At 68.3% G+C, this 15,182-nt stretch carries 15 protein-coding genes; 6 read left to right on the forward strand and 9 right to left on the reverse strand.

Going from position 1 to position 15,182, the window contains the following annotated elements; genetic code table 11:
* Positions 1-38: 38 nt before the first annotated feature.
* The gene (locus DMB80_RS02250) at positions 39-1,166 is read right to left on the reverse strand and encodes a GuaB3 family IMP dehydrogenase-related protein (RefSeq protein ID WP_205538487.1); all 1,128 of its coding nucleotides are present in this window, start codon (positions 1,164-1,166) and stop codon (positions 39-41) included.
* Between the two features lie 42 nt (positions 1,167-1,208).
* Entirely contained in the window at positions 1,209-2,762 is a 1,554-nt protein-coding gene (gene guaB, locus DMB80_RS02255) for an IMP dehydrogenase (RefSeq protein ID WP_048425031.1), read from the reverse strand.
* Positions 2,763-2,921: 159 nt separating this feature from the next.
* Between guaB and DMB80_RS02260 the strand changes: the two genes are divergently transcribed.
* Positions 2,922-3,326 (forward strand): DUF5319 domain-containing protein, encoded by a 405-nt coding sequence (locus DMB80_RS02260; protein WP_043406106.1) that lies wholly within the window; start codon positions 2,922-2,924, stop codon positions 3,324-3,326.
* A gap of 19 nt (positions 3,327-3,345) precedes the next feature.
* Here DMB80_RS02260 and DMB80_RS02265 read toward each other — a convergent pair whose 3' ends face one another.
* The 3 genes from DMB80_RS02265 to DMB80_RS02275 all read right to left on the reverse strand — a co-directional run bounded on the left by DMB80_RS02265 (position 3,346) and on the right by DMB80_RS02275 (position 5,968).
* A complete protein-coding gene (locus DMB80_RS02265) occupies positions 3,346-4,530 on the reverse strand; it encodes an anti-sigma-D factor RsdA (protein ID WP_111508392.1) in 1,185 nt (394 codons plus the stop codon).
* A complete protein-coding gene (locus DMB80_RS02270) occupies positions 4,523-5,101 on the reverse strand; it encodes a sigma-70 family RNA polymerase sigma factor (protein ID WP_111508393.1) in 579 nt (192 codons plus the stop codon). The genes DMB80_RS02265 and DMB80_RS02270 overlap by 8 nt, the downstream gene beginning before the upstream one ends.
* Before the next feature lie 99 nt (positions 5,102-5,200).
* Positions 5,201-5,968 carry a hypothetical protein gene (locus DMB80_RS02275; RefSeq protein ID WP_111508394.1) on the reverse strand — a complete coding sequence of 256 codons (768 nt, stop codon included), beginning with the start codon at positions 5,966-5,968 and terminating at the stop codon, positions 5,201-5,203.
* 395 nt (positions 5,969-6,363) lie between these two features.
* Between DMB80_RS02275 and DMB80_RS02280 the strand changes: the two genes are divergently transcribed.
* The 4 genes from DMB80_RS02280 (at position 6,364) to DMB80_RS02295 (ending at position 8,652) form a co-directional block, all read left to right on the forward strand.
* The gene (locus tag DMB80_RS02280) at positions 6,364-6,654 is read left to right on the forward strand and encodes a WhiB family transcriptional regulator (RefSeq protein ID WP_046365189.1); all 291 of its coding nucleotides are present in this window, start codon (positions 6,364-6,366) and stop codon (positions 6,652-6,654) included.
* A gap of 84 nt (positions 6,655-6,738) precedes the next feature.
* Entirely contained in the window at positions 6,739-7,575 is an 837-nt protein-coding gene (locus DMB80_RS02285; RefSeq protein WP_111508395.1) for an SH3-like domain-containing protein, read from the forward strand.
* 73 nt (positions 7,576-7,648) lie between these two features.
* Complete coding sequence (gene scnC / locus DMB80_RS02290; RefSeq protein WP_111508526.1) at positions 7,649-8,311, forward strand: thiocyanate hydrolase subunit gamma; 663 nt, start codon at positions 7,649-7,651, stop codon at positions 8,309-8,311.
* A 26-nt stretch (positions 8,312-8,337) separates the two neighbouring features.
* A complete protein-coding gene (locus DMB80_RS02295; protein WP_111508527.1) occupies positions 8,338-8,652 on the forward strand; it encodes an SH3-like domain-containing protein in 315 nt (104 codons plus the stop codon).
* Here the strand turns inward: DMB80_RS02295 and DMB80_RS02300 are convergent.
* Positions 8,649-10,076, reverse strand: coding sequence for a threonine/serine exporter family protein (locus DMB80_RS02300; protein ID WP_240430969.1), 1,428 nt, complete (start codon positions 10,074-10,076; stop codon positions 8,649-8,651). The two genes, DMB80_RS02295 and DMB80_RS02300, sit on opposite strands and share 4 nt — an antisense overlap.
* A gap of 131 nt (positions 10,077-10,207) precedes the next feature.
* Between DMB80_RS02300 and DMB80_RS02305 the strand changes: the two genes are divergently transcribed.
* Positions 10,208-11,491 carry a carboxylesterase family protein gene (locus tag DMB80_RS02305; protein WP_162938389.1) on the forward strand — a complete coding sequence of 428 codons (1,284 nt, stop codon included), beginning with the start codon at positions 10,208-10,210 and terminating at the stop codon, positions 11,489-11,491.
* On the opposite strand, the gene DMB80_RS02310 is transcribed toward DMB80_RS02305, so the two are convergent.
* The 3 genes from DMB80_RS02310 to groES form a co-directional block, all read right to left on the reverse strand.
* Positions 11,481-12,998: an adenylate/guanylate cyclase domain-containing protein gene (locus tag DMB80_RS02310; protein ID WP_111508396.1), complete on the reverse strand. Its 1,518-nt coding sequence runs from the start codon at positions 12,996-12,998 to the stop codon at positions 11,481-11,483. The two genes, DMB80_RS02305 and DMB80_RS02310, sit on opposite strands and share 11 nt — an antisense overlap.
* 82 nt (positions 12,999-13,080) lie before the next feature.
* Positions 13,081-14,712, reverse strand: a complete 1,632-nt coding sequence (gene groL, locus DMB80_RS02315; protein ID WP_111508397.1) for a chaperonin GroEL — start codon at positions 14,710-14,712, stop codon at positions 13,081-13,083.
* Positions 14,713-14,802: 90 nt separating this feature from the next.
* The gene (gene groES / locus DMB80_RS02320; RefSeq protein WP_046365188.1) at positions 14,803-15,105 is read right to left on the reverse strand and encodes a co-chaperone GroES; all 303 of its coding nucleotides are present in this window, start codon (positions 15,103-15,105) and stop codon (positions 14,803-14,805) included.
* Positions 15,106-15,182: the final 77 nt, after the last annotated feature.

The following is a 15,182-nucleotide window of genomic DNA, read 5'->3' on the forward strand; positions in this document are numbered from 1 at the left end:
TAGACAGGTTGGCCTAATTTGTAAAGTGACAGTCTCGGTCACACGCCGACCGTCAGGCCGACCTTCTGGAATTCCTTGAGATCGCAGTACCCCGCCTTGGCCATGGACCGCCGCAGACCGCCGACCAGGTTCAGCGCGCCGAACGGATCGTCCGACGGACCGTTCAACACCTGCTCCAGCGACGGGCGCTCCTCGGCCGCCACCTGCAGCAGTGCGCCGCGCGGCAGGGACGGGTGGGCGGCTGCAGCCGGCCAGAACCAGCCGCCGCCCAGTGCCTCCGCGGCCGCTGCCAGCGGCGTGCCGAGCACCACGGCGTCGGCGCCGCAGGCGATGGCCTTGGCCAGTTCGCCCGAGGTGTGGATGTCGCCGTCGGCGAGGACGTGCACGTACCGGCCGCCGGTCTCGTCGAGGTACTCCCGGCGTGCGGCCGCGGCGTCGGCGATCGCGGTCGCCATCGGCACGCTGATGCCGAGCACCTCGTCCGACGTCGTCACCCCCATCGTCGAGCCGTAGCCGACGATCACGCCGGCCGCCCCGGTCCGCATCAGATGCAGCGCGGTGCGGTGGTCGAGCACGCCGCCGGCGACCACCGGCACGTCGAGCTCGGAGATGAACGTCTTGAGGTTCAGCGGCTCGCCGTCGGACGCGACGCGCTCAGCGGAGATGATCGTGCCCTGGATGACGAGCAGATCGATGCCGGCAGCCACCAGCGTCGGCGTCAGCGCCTGGGCATTCTGCGGCGAGACACGCACGGCAGTGGTGACGCCGGCCTCCCGGATGCGTGCCACCGCGGCGCCGAGCAGATCGAGATCGATTGGCGCCGAATGCAATTGCTGCAGCAGCCGAACCGACGCCGACGGGTCGGGCTCCTTCGCAGCGATGTCGACGACCTCGGCGATGCGCGCCTCGACATCGGCGTGGCGGCCGAGTAGGCCCTCACCGTTGAGGATGCCCAGACCGCCGAGGCGGCCGAGCTCGATGGCGAACTCCGGAGACACCAGCGCATCGGTCGGATGGGCGAGCACCGGGATCTCGAACCGGTAGGCATCGAGCTGCCAGGCGGTCGAGACGTCCTTGGACGACCGGGTGCGCCGTGACGGCACGATGTTGATGTCGCCGAGCTCGTAGGTACGGCGCGCGGTTCGGCCCATACCGATCTCGACCATGTCTCGCATGTTGTCCACTCCCCTGTAGATCCCGCGACGACCCTAGCGGGTGGTGTAGTTGGGGGCTTCCACCGTCATCGTGATGTCGTGGGGATGGCTTTCCTTGAGCCCCGCAGCGGTGATCTGCACGAACTGCGCCTGCTGCAACTGCTCGATGGTGGCCGAGCCGGTGTAGCCCATGGCTGCACGCAGACCGCCGACGAGCTGATGGATGACCTGAGACAACGGTCCACGGAACGGCACCCGGCCCTCGATACCCTCGGGCACCAGCTTGTCTTCCGAGAGCACATCGTCTTGGAAGTAGCGGTCCTTTGAAAAAGAGCCGCGCAGGTTGCCGCCCGCGCCGCGCCCCTGCATCGCCCCCAGGGAGCCCATGCCGCGGTAGCTCTTGAACTGCTTGCCGTTGACGAAGATCAGATCGCCGGGAGATTCGGCGGTGCCGGCCAGCAGCGAGCCCAGCATCGCCGTCGACGCGCCCGCGGCCAGCGCCTTGGCGATGTCGCCGGAGTACTGCAGTCCGCCGTCGGCGATCACCGGCACACCGTGCGGGGCGCACGCGGCGACCGCTTCGAGGATCGCCGTGATCTGCGGGGCGCCGACGCCGGCGACCACACGCGTGGTGCAGATCGAGCCCGGCCCCACACCGACCTTCACCGCGTCGGCGCCTGCCTCGACGAGCGCGGCCGCAGCGGCACGGGTGGCCACGTTGCCGCCGACGATCTCCACACGGTCGCCGATGGTGACCTTGAGCCGGTGCACCATGTCGAGCACCCCGCGGTTGTGGGCGTGCGCGGTGTCGACGATCAGCACGTCCACTCCGGCATCTGCCAGCGTCATCGCGCGCGCCCACGCGTCCTCGCCGACACCGACGGCCGCGCCGACGAGCAGCCGACCGTCGCTGTCCTTGGTGGCCAGCGGGAACTGCTCGGTCTTGACGAAGTCCTTGACCGTGATCAGCCCGGTCAGCTTGCCGTTCCCGTCGACGATGGGCAGCTTCTCGATCTTGTTGCGGCGCAACAGCCCCAGCGCCGCCTCGGCCGACACACCTTCCTGCGCGGTGATCAACGGCGCCTTGGTCATCACTTCGCGGACGGCCTTGGACTGGTCGACCTCGAACCGCATGTCGCGGTTGGTGATGATGCCGACCAGCTGCCCGGCGTTGTCGACCACCGGTAGACCCGAGATGCGGAACCGCGCGCACATCGCATCGACCTCGGCCAGCGTGTTGTCCGGCGAGCAGGTGACGGGGTCGGTCACCATGCCGGCCTCGGACCGCTTGACGGTTTCCACCGCGGAGGCCTGCTCGGCCACCGGGAGGTTGCGGTGCAGCACGCCCATGCCGCCGGCGCGCGCCATCGCGATAGCCATCCGCGACTCCGTGACGGTGTCCATGGCGGAGCTGACCAGCGGCACCTTCAGCCGGATCTTGCGGGTCAGCTGGCTGGAGGTGTCGGCAGTGGCGGGGATCACATCGGAGGCCGCGGGTAGCAGAAGGACGTCATCGAACGTGAGTCCCAGCATGGCGACCTTGGTCGGATCATCGCCGCCGGTGGGCACCGGCATGGCCAGGGGAATGCTGCTCTCGGCGATCGACATGGGAGCCTCCAGTAACCAGACACGGGACAGGCCCTGCGCACGAGAGACGAACGCGACCTGAAAGCCCATCTTATCGGCATCAAGCTCGGCATTTGTGTCCGCCATGACGTGCCGCGTGAGTGCTGGCGCGATACCCGCGGGGCTGCGTACTCTTGTGGCGTGCGAGACCACCTGCCGCCAGGATTGCCGCCTGACCCGTTCGCCGACGACCCGAGCGATCCGTCGGCTGCGCTTGATGCGCTCGAGCCGGGGCAGCCGCTGGATCCGCAGGAACGCACCGCCGTGGAAGCCGACCTGGCCGACCTGGCTGTCTACGAAGCGCTGTTGGCGCACAAGGGAATTCGCGGCCTGGTCGTCTGCTGCGACGAATGCCAGCAGGATCATTACCACGACTGGGACATGCTGCGCGCCAACCTGTTGCAGCTGCTGGTCGACGGCACCGTCCGGCCGCATGAACCGGCCTACGACCCCGAGCCGGACTCCTACGTCACCTGGGATTACTGCCGCGGTTACGCCGATGCGTCGCTGAACGAGGCGGCCTCGGAGTCCGACGGGTATCGCTGAGAGCGCAATCGCCCGCCCGTCAGCGGGGCGCCCCCGGCACGACAGGTAGCACCGGCACGACCGGCAGGATCGTCGTAGTGGTCGGGGCTGCGGGCTCCACCACCGCCGGAGCGCTCGGAACGGCGACGACCGGCGGTGCCACTGACGTCACCACGGATGTCGGCACCGATGTCGGCACTGCAGTGGTGACCCGAGGTGCCGCGGTGGTCGTCGACTGCTGAACCACCACCGACGTCGTCGTGGTCGGTGCCACGGCGGCTGAGGTCGAGGTCGAAGGCGCCTCCGTGGTCGTGCGAGTGGTCGGCGCGGGCGTGCTCGACGGGGTCGCCTCCAGCGATGACGACGGCGGTGCAGCCGTCGTCGATGCGGGCGTCGTCGTTGCAGGCGGTGTCGCTGCACTCGACGTCGGGGCCTCACCCGACGTCGTGGTCTCGGCCGGTACCGGAGAAGACGTGACCGAGGTCGTCAGCGACGGTGAGGTGACCGACGTGGTGTCCGCCGGGGAGGTCACCGAGGTCGTGTCCGACGGCGAGGTCGGGAGGACGGCATTCGGGTCGACACTCACCACCGGGAACGTGGGTAGCGGCGCCCCCGGAGGCACTGTCGCGGCGGGGTCTTGCGCCTCGACCTTGACGGTCAGCTCCTGCCACTGGGACACCAGCTCGGCCTTGCGCTGATCGTCACCGACCGTCGCGACGGTCGTCGTCACCGCCTGCAGCTTGGCTTGCGCCCCCTGCCAGTCCCCCTGCTCGATCAGCTTCTGCACCTGCTGCATCTCGGTCTGCGCGGCGAGCGCCACCGCGTCGTCGCGCGTCTGCGCCTGCTCGCCGAACAGCACGGTGCGCAGCCCGTAGAGGGCATCGCCCGGGCCGGAGCCGGCGATCACAGCACCGAATCCACCCAGGCAGAGCACCGCAGCCGCCGCCGAACCGACCACGGCCAGCGACACCCGGCGCCGTCGCCCGGGAGATGCCACGCGATCGAGCGCCGCGGCGGCGTCCTGCAGGCTGAGGACATCGTTCATCGGTGTTTCGCGCACATCGTCGCGCCAGCCCGCCAGCAACCGGGCCAGATCCGCTTCACCGCGATCGGTGGCGTACACGGGTTGCTGCCCGGCCAGCGCGTCGAGGAACTGATCGGTGCGGTTGATCTCGTTCAGCGACGGATCACCGCCGCCGTTGTTCCAGCGTCCGAAATCAGGCATGGCCTCGTCCCGTCGCCATGATCTCCGTCTTCAATCGGGACAGCGCGCGATGCTGGGCCACTCGGACCGCACCGGCCGTGCTGCCCACCGCTTCGGCGGTCTCCTCGGCGCTCATGCCGACGACCACCCGAAGGATCAGGATCTCGCGCTGCTTCTCGGGAAGGATCTGCAGGAGGGCGTTCATCCTGGCCGACGACTCGGAGTCGATCGCCATCTGCTCGGGACCGGCCTCACCGGAGAACCGTTCCGGCACCACCTCCATCGGGTCCGCCTTGTTACGTCCGGCGGCCCGATGTGCGTCGGCAACCTTGTGCGCTGCGATGCCGTACACGAAGGCCAGAAACGGTCGTCCCTGATCCTTGTACCGCGGCAGCGCCGTGATGGCAGCCAAGCACACCTCCTGAGCAACGTCATCAGCTGACAGACCGCTGCGTTCCGCTGTTCCCACGCGCGCCCGGCAGTAGCGGACGACGAGGGGGCGGATGGTCTCCAGCACCTCCCGGAGTGCATCCCGGTTGCCGGCGATGGCTTCTGCCACGACAGCATCGAGACGTTCTCCCGAAATTGTCATCGTGAGCAGGCTCTCCAGCGTTACGTCGGGGACACCGGATCGGAGGTGTCAGTTGTGTGGCTCAGCTAAACAATAACGACCACTTGCGGTGCAACCCCGTTAGCGCGAGCGCCACACGCCGCCTCGTCTGATCACGGTTTCGGCGCAACTGTCGCGGATGTCCGTGATCTCCGCCGCCGAGCACTGTGTGCTCCCGATGCCCGCCAGCAGTGAGGCGGCCGCCCACCGCAGCGGAATCAGGCCGTGCTCGCCGGTCTGTGTCAGCACGCGATCACCGTCTGTGCGGGCAGCGTCGAGGTCTCCGGCTGCGCACCGCGCCGCGGCGCGCACGAGCAGCGATTTGACCCGGTGCCGCACCGACGGCGTGTGCGCGGCCAGCTCGACACCCCGCTCGGCGTGTTCGAGGGCGGAGCCGTCACCGCGGGCCATCGCCAGCTCGGCCGACACCCACGCGAGCCGGATCGGTAGCCGCGTTGACTCCGACGCGGAGACGAGACCGGCGGCCCGCGCCAGCGCTCGCTCGGACGCCGCGAACCGACCGACACCCAGCGCGTCGGCGGCTAATCCGATCAATGCGTCGGCAGCGGCCGCACCGGTTCCGCCCGTGAGCGCCCACGCCGCACCGTCGAACGAGCGGGCGCGGTCGTGCCAGCCGAGCTGACGCAGAAAGGAGGCCCGTGTGCTGAGCGCCAGCGAAGCGAGCGGCCCGCGGTCCACGACGCGCAGCAGCCGGTCCAGCTCCGCCTCGGCCGCGGCATAGCGTCCCTGGCCGCCGGCGGCGACGGCCCGCAGCCACAGCCCCTCAGGGGTGCTCGCGGCGGCGAGCGGCCACGCACCAGGATTGCTGCCGAACGCCGCCTCGACCATGTCGAGAGCAGACGCTATCAACTCCGGCGAATCTGTTACGACCGTCAGTTAACAGTTCATGCTCGCCGTGTTACGAACAGGAAAACTGGTCGACGGGTGTCGAGTTCCATTCTCGGAGCGGGACATTAACTGACCGGGAGAAATGACACCGAAATGGGCGGTGACGAGCGAACGTTTATCACCTCCTTCGTTGCGACGAAGTCGCACCGATGAACGCGATGTTAAATCTCGCCTGCGGCGTATGCACTTTCGCACAGGGGAGGCTATTGACGGAAAATCCGAAGCCCTTCTACGTTGTGTGCACGAGTGGTCATCGGCGACTGTGCTCGGATCTTTTCCACGACTGACGCATCCACGGGATTTCACAAATGGGATGTGCAGAGAGGGGTTTCGCAGTGCCACAGCCGCAGCAGCTTCCCGGTCCGAACGCCGACATCTGGGACTGGCAGATGCAAGGTCTTTGCCGGGGTGTCGATTCCGCGATGTTCTTCCATCCCGACGGCGAGCGTGGCCGCGCCCGCGCCCAGCGCGAGATGCGCGCCAAAGAGATGTGCCGTAGTTGCCCCGTGATCACTCAGTGCCGGTCGCACGCGCTTGCTGTGGGCGAGCCCTACGGCATCTGGGGCGGCTTGAGCGAGTCCGAGCGCGAACTCCTGCTCAAGCGAGGCATTCGCCGCTCCGCCTGATCGACCCGAAACCACCCGGGGCTGGGTGAGCCGAAGTTAGGCTCGGACCACCAGGCAACGTTGCCACCCCGGGGGTTTTGAGGGATGAGTACCGCCGCAGAGCGCGCCGCACAACTAGAACTGGTCGCGCGGTTGAGGTCCGCCTACCCCGAGTTGCCCGACGCTCCCCCGCCCGATCTGCTGGATTCAGCGCGAATCAAGGCTTATCTCAAGCCTGTTCACGATGTCGGCGGTGAGCCAGACGCTCCCATGAAGTACGAGAACAAGCAGTACGAACAGTGGGAAGAGCTCACCTACGTCATGTGCGAGGTGCTCGCCGCTCGCGGCATCTGGCTGTCAGAGGAACGTCGCCGCATCGGAAATGTCGACGTGGGCCGCGCCGAGTATCTGGGGTTGCCGTACTACGGTCGCTGGCTGCTCGCGGTGGCCCGGGTGCTCGTCGAGAAACATCACGTCAGCCTGGGTGAACTCAGCGAGCGAATGGCCGAGGTGGCGCAGCGCTACGCGGGTGGCCTGGCCGGCCGGGCGCCAGAGGCCCAGCCGAAATCTCACGGCGACGGCGCCGACGTCACCCGCAACGCGCACCACCGGCATGCCGTCGGCAAGGGCGATCCGCAGGTCTACGCCGGACAGGCCGGTCCGCCGCGCTTCTCCGTCGGCGATCCCGTCGTCGTGCGCGACCTGCCGGTGATCTTCTACACCCGCACCCCCGAGTACGTGCGCGGCGCACCCGGGCGCATCGCCACCGTGGCGTATGAGAGCCCCGCGGCCGAGGACGAGACCTGGGACCGCCCCGACGCCCGCCCCGAATGGTTCTACGTCGTCGAATTCGTCCAGAGCGAACTCTGGGACGGCTACACCGGCACCGACTCCGACACGCTGCGCACCGAACTTCCCGAGCGGTGGCTCGCGCCGCGCTGAATCGCTCTGTCCGAGAAGGGAATCGACCGTGACACATGATCACCCGCACGATCACGACCGCACCGTGAAGCCGATGGTCGACGAGATCACCGATTTCGAGGTGCTCGAGATCGCGCTGCGCGAACTGTGCATCGAGAAAGGCATCTTCACCGCAGAGGACCACCGCCGGTTCACCGAGTTCGCCGAGCAGATCGGTCCGACCCCCGCTGCCCGGCTGGTGGCCCGGGCGTGGCTGGACCCGGATTTCGCACACCTCGCGCTGACCGAGCCGATGGCGGCCAGCGAAGAGGTCGGCGTCGACTGGATGGAACCCACGGGCTTCGGAACACCCAGTGATTTCACCGCTTTCGAGATCCTGGCGGACTCCCCCGGGGTGCACCACGTCATCGTGTGCGCGTTGTGTTCGTGCTACCCCCGGCCGATCCTGGGCAACTCGCCGGAGTGGTATCGCACCCCCAACTATCGCCGCCGGCTGGTGCGTTGGCCTCGACAGGTCCTCGCCGAGTTCGGGCTGTATCTGCCCGACGACGTCGAGGTCCGCGTGCAGGACTCCAACCAGAAGCACCGGTTCATGGTGATGCCGATGCGGCCGGCCGGCACCGATGGCTGGACGGAGGATCAGCTCGCAGAGATCGTCACCCGGGACTGCCTGATCGGTGTGGCCCTGCCCAAGCCCGGCGTGACCACCAACGTCGTCACCGACACCCGGCCCGCACTGCATCCCATCGCGGAGTGACCGTGAACGAATCTGCACTGAGGGACATGATCAACCGCGATCAGGTGTGGCCCCGCATGGCGGCGAAGTACGGGGTCGAGAACCCGGTTCCGCCGTGGAAGACGAGCCTGGACGGTTTGTGCGACGCGCTGGACCGTGCCGATTGCGAGGCAGGGGTGCCGACGGTCAAGGAGCGCCGCGACGACGAGGACGTCCTCGTCGCGACCACCTACGCCGATCTGCCGTACCCCGAGAACCAGCTCGTCGCACTGGCGCACTCGCTGCTGGAGCGCGGGGTGATCTCGGAGGCGGACCTGGCGCAGCGGATGGCCGCCGTGCGGGCCCGCCTCGAGGCCACTTAGTCCGCGGAGCTCAGCGGCGAGCGTCCCGGCAGCTTCAGACTGCGGTTCGTGCGCCGTGCCTGCAGCCGTCGCCGGCGGACCTTCCACGAGCTCCACTCGCCCAGCGTCACGCCTGCTGCGAGCGCGGTTCCGATGGCGAATGCGCCCAGCACCGACGCGAAGCCCACGGCGCTCTGGTCGTTGAGGATGGCGTAGATGCCGTGCAGCAACGCCAGACCCGGCAGGAGCGGCACGATGCCGGCGATCGAGACGACCATCGGCGGCGCCAGGTTGCGACGTTCCATCAACCGGCCGACCAGCCCGATCGGCACGGCCGCCACGAACGACGCCACCACAGCCCCCAGGCCGGCGCCTTGGGCGAGCAGGAACGCGATGGTGCCCGCCGCGCCGCCGAAAGCGGCCGCGATGGCCGCCGAGCGTTCGGCGTAGCAGGCCAGCGCGTAGGCCGCGGCGCTCGCGGCGCCGAATGCGACGCGGGCCGGGAATTCGGCGATGGCAGGCGGCGAGTGCGCGTCGATGGCGACGAACGGTGCGCCGAAGCGGTTGGCCAGGTGCAGCACCAGGGCCACGCCGGCGATCGTCGCTCCCGTCATCATCACCAGCTCGAAGAAGCGCCCGGCGGCGGTGACCGGCGCACCGCTGATCACGTCGCCGACCGACCCCACCAGCGACAGCCCTGCGAGCAGCACGACCAGGCCGGCGGCGATGGCGATGCTCGGCTCGAAGTGCAGACCCAGTCGGGGGCTGAGCCAGTACAGGATGATCGGCGGCGCGGCGGCGATCATTCCGCCGACGGCGTACTGGAAGAAGAACGGTAGGCCGTGCCGGTTGAGGCGCCGGTTCACCCGGTCGATGGTCATGGTGCTCAGGGCACTGACCACGCAGCCGAGCCAGCCCGCGCCGAGCGTGCCGGCGGTCGCGAAGGCCAGCGCACCCCACGCCAGAGTGGCGATCCATCGGCGGTACGGGTGCGGGGCGACGATGATCTGGTCGAGTTCGGCGCGAGCGTCGGTCGGTGAGATCTCACCGGCGCGGATCTTGGTGATCAACCGGTCGACGGCGGCCAGCCGGCTGAAGTCGATGGATCGCGACTGCACGATGTGCAGGGTGCTGACCGGCGACGACGGGCCGCGGTAGGCGGCGATGTGGATCGTGGTGTTGATGACGTCGACCTCGCAGCGTTCGACACCGTAGGCCGAGGTGATCGCCGTGACCTGGTCCATCGTCGCGGTGGCGGGCGTTCCGGACGCCATCAGGATGGCGCCGATGTTACCGGCGAGGTCGAGCACCTCGCCCACGCGCTCGTAGTACGCCTCGTCGATCTCGGCCCGTGACGCCGGGAGCCGCGGCATGGCACCGGTCGGCGGGTCGGTCTCCCGCACGATGCGACTCAGAAGCCCGCGCTGGCTCGGCTGCGCGCCCACGGCTGTGCCCTCCTGGTTGGTTGGATTCGCTCAGCCAATCCGGTCATGAGCAAAACCTATTTTACTCATGGCAGGCGCGTTGACCAGGGTCTGCCAGGGTGAGTGTGGGCACATCGACCTAGGGTGGACGCGTGGCCACGCGTCTGATCCCCTCGACGAGCGGCCGACTGCAGGTCGACGAGGTCGACGGGCTCATCCAGGCGCGCGGGGTGCCCTACGCGAGCGCCGAACGATTCGCACCGCCGGTTCCCGTCACCGCCTCCGCCGATGTCGTCGACGCGACGGCGCGCGGCCCGGCCTGCCCGCAACTGCCGTCGCGGCTGGCGTTCGTCACGGGACCCGTGATCGACGAACTCGAGATGAGCGAGCGGTGCCAGGTCTTGAGCGTGACCGCGCCCGCGGACGCCACCGGCCTGCCGGTGATGGTGTGGTTCCACGGCGGCGCCTACGTGTCGGGGAGCGGTGAGGCCGCCAAGTACGACCCCGACGCCCTCGTGCGCGAGGGCCGCGTGATCGTCGTGCGGGTCAGCTACCGGCTCGGGATTCTTGGTTTCCTCAACCTCGCCGACGCGGGCTGCGACAACCTGGGGCTGCTCGACCAGATCGCCGCGCTGCGGTGGGTGCAGGACAACATCGCCGCGTTCGGCGGTGACCCGGGGCGTGTCACGGTGTTCGGCCAGTCCGCGGGTGGCTATTCGGCGCTGGCGCTGATGATGTGTCCGGAGACGGAAGCCTTGTTCTCCCGGGCCATTCTGCAGAGCGCGCCGATCGGCATCCAGGGCATGGACCGAACGGCCATGGTTGTGGCGATGCGCGAGGCGGCGTTGGCACGGCTGTCGAACGTGGCGCCGGGCGATGCGGACATCGAGTTGCTGCTGCAGGCACAGGTGGCTGCACTGACCGCTGCGGCGCCGTTCGGAGTGATCGGCAAGATGGCGTTGGCACCGACGGTGGGCCAGACGCCGATGGGGACCTCGACGACGTTGGCGGCAGCCTCCCGGGTCGAGATCCTGGTCGGCTACACCAGGGACGACGCACTGCCGTTCGTGATGCTCGACAAGCGGGGCGCTCACCTGCGCCGGCTGGGCGCCGTCGGGGCTGCAGCGTCGCGCGTGGCTGCGCGCGCACTCACGCGACAGGTGTTCGGCGGCCCCGCGCTGGCCCTTGCCTCGTCGTGGCGCGCGGCCGGTGGGCGCGCACACACCTACCGCGTCGACTGGACGCCCGGCCCGCTCGGGGCATGCCACTGCATCGAGATCCCTCTGCTGCTGGGGACTCGCGGAACATGGTCAGACGCACCGATGTTGGGCGTCGACGGCGTCGACGAGGAGTTGGCGGTCCGGGTTCGCGCGCAGTGGAGCGCGTTCGCCCACGGTGAGGTGCGAGAAGATCTGGTTTCACTGGCTATCCCGTGACACGGGTGGGGTCGAGGCCGAAGACCGCGGTGGGTGCCGACTTGCCCTTCAACGCGTGCGATCCGCGGTCGACCAGCCCAGGCGGAAGAAGAGCCAGCGCATCGACCGTCGCTCGAGTGAGAAGGATGGCGTCCCGCGTGGTCTTGGTGAGTTGCTCGACGCGCGCAGCCACGTTCGTCGTGTCTCCGATCAACGTGAACTCGAGATGAGGCCCGGCACCAATGGTGCCGGCGATCACCGAGCCGGTGTTGATGCCGATGCCGATGCGAAGCTCCCCGCCGAATCGCTCGGCGACGAGGCGGTGAATGCGCACAGCGGTGCTCACTGCTGCGTCGGCGTGGTCCGCGAGATCGGTTGGCGCGCCGAACACCGCGAGCGCGCCGTCACCGAGGAACTTGTTGACGTGCCCACCGGCGTCCACGACAGCAGGCACCACGATCGAGAACACGTCGTTGAGCCGCGCGACGGTGTCCTCGGCCGTGTTCGACTCGGCGAACGGGGTGAAATCGCGAATGTCGACGAACATCACCGTCACTTCGCGCCGCTCGCCGGTGAACACGTCGTCGCCCTGCTCGAGCAGCCGAGCGGCAAGAGCGGGGTCGACGTAGGCACCGAAGGCCGCCTGAAGTCGTTGCCGCTCAGCCAATCCCGCCTGCATGCGATTGAACGACGCCGCCAGCACTCCGAGATCGTCGTCCTGGACCACCGGTACGCGCACGCCGTAGTCACCGGCTGCGACCCGCGCGGTTCCCTGCGTGAGATCCCGGATCGGCCGCATCGACGGGGAGAAGCCGACGCCGACAGCCAGCGGAATTCCGAACCCGATTGTCATCGCAGCGCCGATGGCAAGGAACAGAAGTGGCTGCGGGCTGACCCCGACGATCGCGGCCGCCGACATCGCGCCTTCCACAGAGAAGTTGAACGCAGTTCCCAGGACCGTCACGCTCGACCATGCGGCGATCGTCGGGCGAGCGCGGGGCAGGTGGTCCCCGATGCTCGTGCCACCGGCGATGGCGAGCCGTGCCGGCCGAGCGGTTGCCTCCAACATGCTGTGCACACTGATGAGATAGGTAATCGTTCCGATGGCGGCGCCCAGCACCCCGTACTGCGCTAGTCGCGGTCCATTAGCTCCGGCGATCCCACCGACGAGCACCGACATCGTGGCGAACGCGACCGCGCCCAGCCACACCGCCCTTGAGGCCGCACTCCGGGCGAAGCTGTAGGTGGCCTCCAACGCTGTCGCCCGATCGACATCGTGACCCTCGGCCCACTGCTCGACAGGGCGGTAGCGCTTGCCACCGGCGAGACCTGCGAAAACATTGACTCCCACGAGGACAGCGAGTGTGACGGCGGCTGCCTCCACGTAGTGACGAGAACCTTCCAGAGCAACGAGCAAAAGCGACCAGAACAGATAGAGCGGCAGGCCTGCCGGCACGACCACGGCCAGTCCCGCCCAGCGGTGTCTCGCTCCGAATCGGTCCCAGGCCCACTGCCAGATGCGGTCCATGACCGAGACTAAGACCCAGGCGTTCACCCTCGTACGAAAACACCCCCGGCCCATTCGGACCGGGGGTGTCTCGTTGCACTACTCAGTGGTGGTGATGGCCGTGTCCATGGCTGTGGCCATGACCGTCGGCTTCCGGCTCGGCCGGCTTGTCGACCACCGCGGTCTCGGTGGTCAGCACCATGCGCGCCACCGATGCGGCATTGACGACCGCGGAGCGGGTCACCTTGACGGGATCGACGACGCCCTGGGCGATCAAGTCGCCGTACTCCAACGTCGCGGCGTTGAAGCCCTGCCCTGCAGGCAGTTCCGCAACTTTGCTGACGACGACCGCGCCGTCGAGCCCGGCGTTGGTGGCGATCCAGTACAGAGGTGCGGACAGCGCGGCGGCGAACACACCGACGCCCAGCGCCTCGTCACCCTGGAGCTCTCCACGCAGCTTCTCCACGGCGCTGCGAGCCTGCACCAACGCGGCCCCGCCACCGACGACGATGCCCTCTTCGACAGCAGCCTTGGCTGCGGCCACGGCGTCCTCGACGGCTTCCTTGCGCTTCTTCAGATCGGTCTCGGTGGCCGCGCCGACCTTGATGACCGCGACGCCGCCGGCCAGCTTGGCCAGCCGCTCCTCGAGCTTCTCCCGATCCCAGTCGGAATCGGAAGCCTCGATCTCCGAACGCAATTGCGCCTTACGGCCCTCGATCGCGTCCTGGGTGCCGCCGCCGTCGACGATCACCGTGCTGTCCTTGCTGACGACGACACGCCGCGCGGTACCGAGCACCTCGAGGCCGACGTCGCGCAGCACGAGGCCCACGTCGGGGTTGACGACCTGGCCGCCGGTGACGACCGCGAGGTCGTCGAGGAAGGCTTTGCGACGATCACCGAAGAACGGCGCCTTGACGGCGACGGCCTTCAGCGTCTTGCGGATCGCGTTCACGACCAACGTCGAGAGCGCTTCGCCCTCAACGTCTTCGGCGACGATCAGCAGTGGCTTACCGGCCTCGGCGACCTTCTCCAGCAGCGGAAGCAGATCGGGAAGCGAGCTGACCTTCTCGCGGTGCAGCAGCACCAGCGCGTCTTCGAGAACCGCTTCCTGCGAGTCGAAGTCGGTGACGAAGTAGGCCGAGATGAAGCCCTTGTCGAAGCCGACGCCCTCGGTGACCTCGAGCTCGGTGTTCAGCGTCGAGGACTCCTCGACGGTGACGACGCCGTCGGTACCCACCTTGGTCATGGCCTCGCCGACCAGCTCGCCGACCAGCTCGTCGCGCGAGGACACGGTGGCCACCTGTGCGATGGCCGTCTTGTCGGCGACCGGGGTGGCCGCAGCCAGCAGCGCCTCAGACGCAGCGTCTGCAGCCTTGCTGATGCCCGAGCCGAGGGCGATCGGGTTGGCGCCCGCCGCCACGTTGCGCAGACCGGCCTTCACCATGGCCTGGGCCAGCACGGTCGCGGTGGTGGTGCCGTCGCCGGCGACGTCGTTGGTCTTGGTGGCGACCGACTTGACGAGCTGGGCACCGAGATTCTCGAACGGATCCTCGAGGTCGATGTCACGGGCGATGGTCACGCCGTCGTTGGTGACCGTGGGGCCACCGAAAGCTTTGGCGAGCACGACGTGGCGGCCGCGCGGGCCCAGCGTCACCTTCACCGCGTCGGCGAGCTTATCGACGCCCGCCTCCATGGCGCGGCGCGCGGTTTCGTTGAACTCAATTTGCTTGCTCATAAGTTTCTTTCCCTCAAGGCGGGTATGACGCGCACCGCCCCGGACATCACCTCGCGTGTGCGGGTATGTCCGGGGCGGAACACGATTCGCTTACTTGGAGACGACAGCCAGCACGTCGCGGGCCGAGAGGATCAGGTACTCCTCGCCGCCGTACTTGATCTCGGTGCCGCCGTACTTGCTGTAGATGACCACGTCGCCCTCAGACACGTCCAGAGGAATCCGCTTCTCGCCATCCTCATCCCAGCGGCCGGGGCCAACTGCGACGACGGTGCCTTCCTGCGGCTTTTCCTTGGCGGTGTCGGGGATGACCAGACCGGAAGCGGTCGTGGTCTCGGCCTCGTTGGCCTGAACGAGGATCTTGTCCTCGAGTGGCTTGATGTTGACTGCCACGATTGGAGCCCCTTCACTCTTGATGTAGGTGTGCGTACACGGCGGTCGGTGACCGCCCTCGCGCCGTCGTCGCGGGTGCC

Source organism: Mycobacterium kyogaense, assembly GCF_003254575.1.
GTDB lineage: Bacteria > Actinomycetota > Actinomycetes > Mycobacteriales > Mycobacteriaceae > Mycobacterium > Mycobacterium kyogaense.

Coding starts and splice junctions, on each gene's coding strand:
- DMB80_RS02250 (WP_205538487.1), bottom strand. CDS start 1,166: ATGGTCGAGATCGGTATGGGCCGAACCGCGCGCCGTACCTACGAGCTC.
- guaB (WP_048425031.1), bottom strand. CDS start 2,762: ATGTCGATCGCCGAGAGCAGCATTCCCCTGGCCATGCCGGTGCCCACC.
- DMB80_RS02265 (WP_111508392.1), bottom strand. CDS start 4,530: ATGCCTGATTTCGGACGCTGGAACAACGGCGGCGGTGATCCGTCGCTG.
- DMB80_RS02270 (WP_111508393.1), bottom strand. CDS start 5,101: ATGACAATTTCGGGAGAACGTCTCGATGCTGTCGTGGCAGAAGCCATC.
- DMB80_RS02275 (WP_111508394.1), bottom strand. CDS start 5,968: ATGGTCGAGGCGGCGTTCGGCAGCAATCCTGGTGCGTGGCCGCTCGCC.
- DMB80_RS02285 (WP_111508395.1), top strand. CDS start 6,739: ATGAGTACCGCCGCAGAGCGCGCCGCACAACTAGAACTGGTCGCGCGG.
- scnC (WP_111508526.1), top strand. CDS start 7,649: ATGGTCGACGAGATCACCGATTTCGAGGTGCTCGAGATCGCGCTGCGC.
- DMB80_RS02295 (WP_111508527.1), top strand. CDS start 8,338: ATGATCAACCGCGATCAGGTGTGGCCCCGCATGGCGGCGAAGTACGGG.
- DMB80_RS02310 (WP_111508396.1), bottom strand. CDS start 12,998: ATGGACCGCATCTGGCAGTGGGCCTGGGACCGATTCGGAGCGAGACAC.
- groL (WP_111508397.1), bottom strand. CDS start 14,712: ATGAGCAAGCAAATTGAGTTCAACGAAACCGCGCGCCGCGCCATGGAG.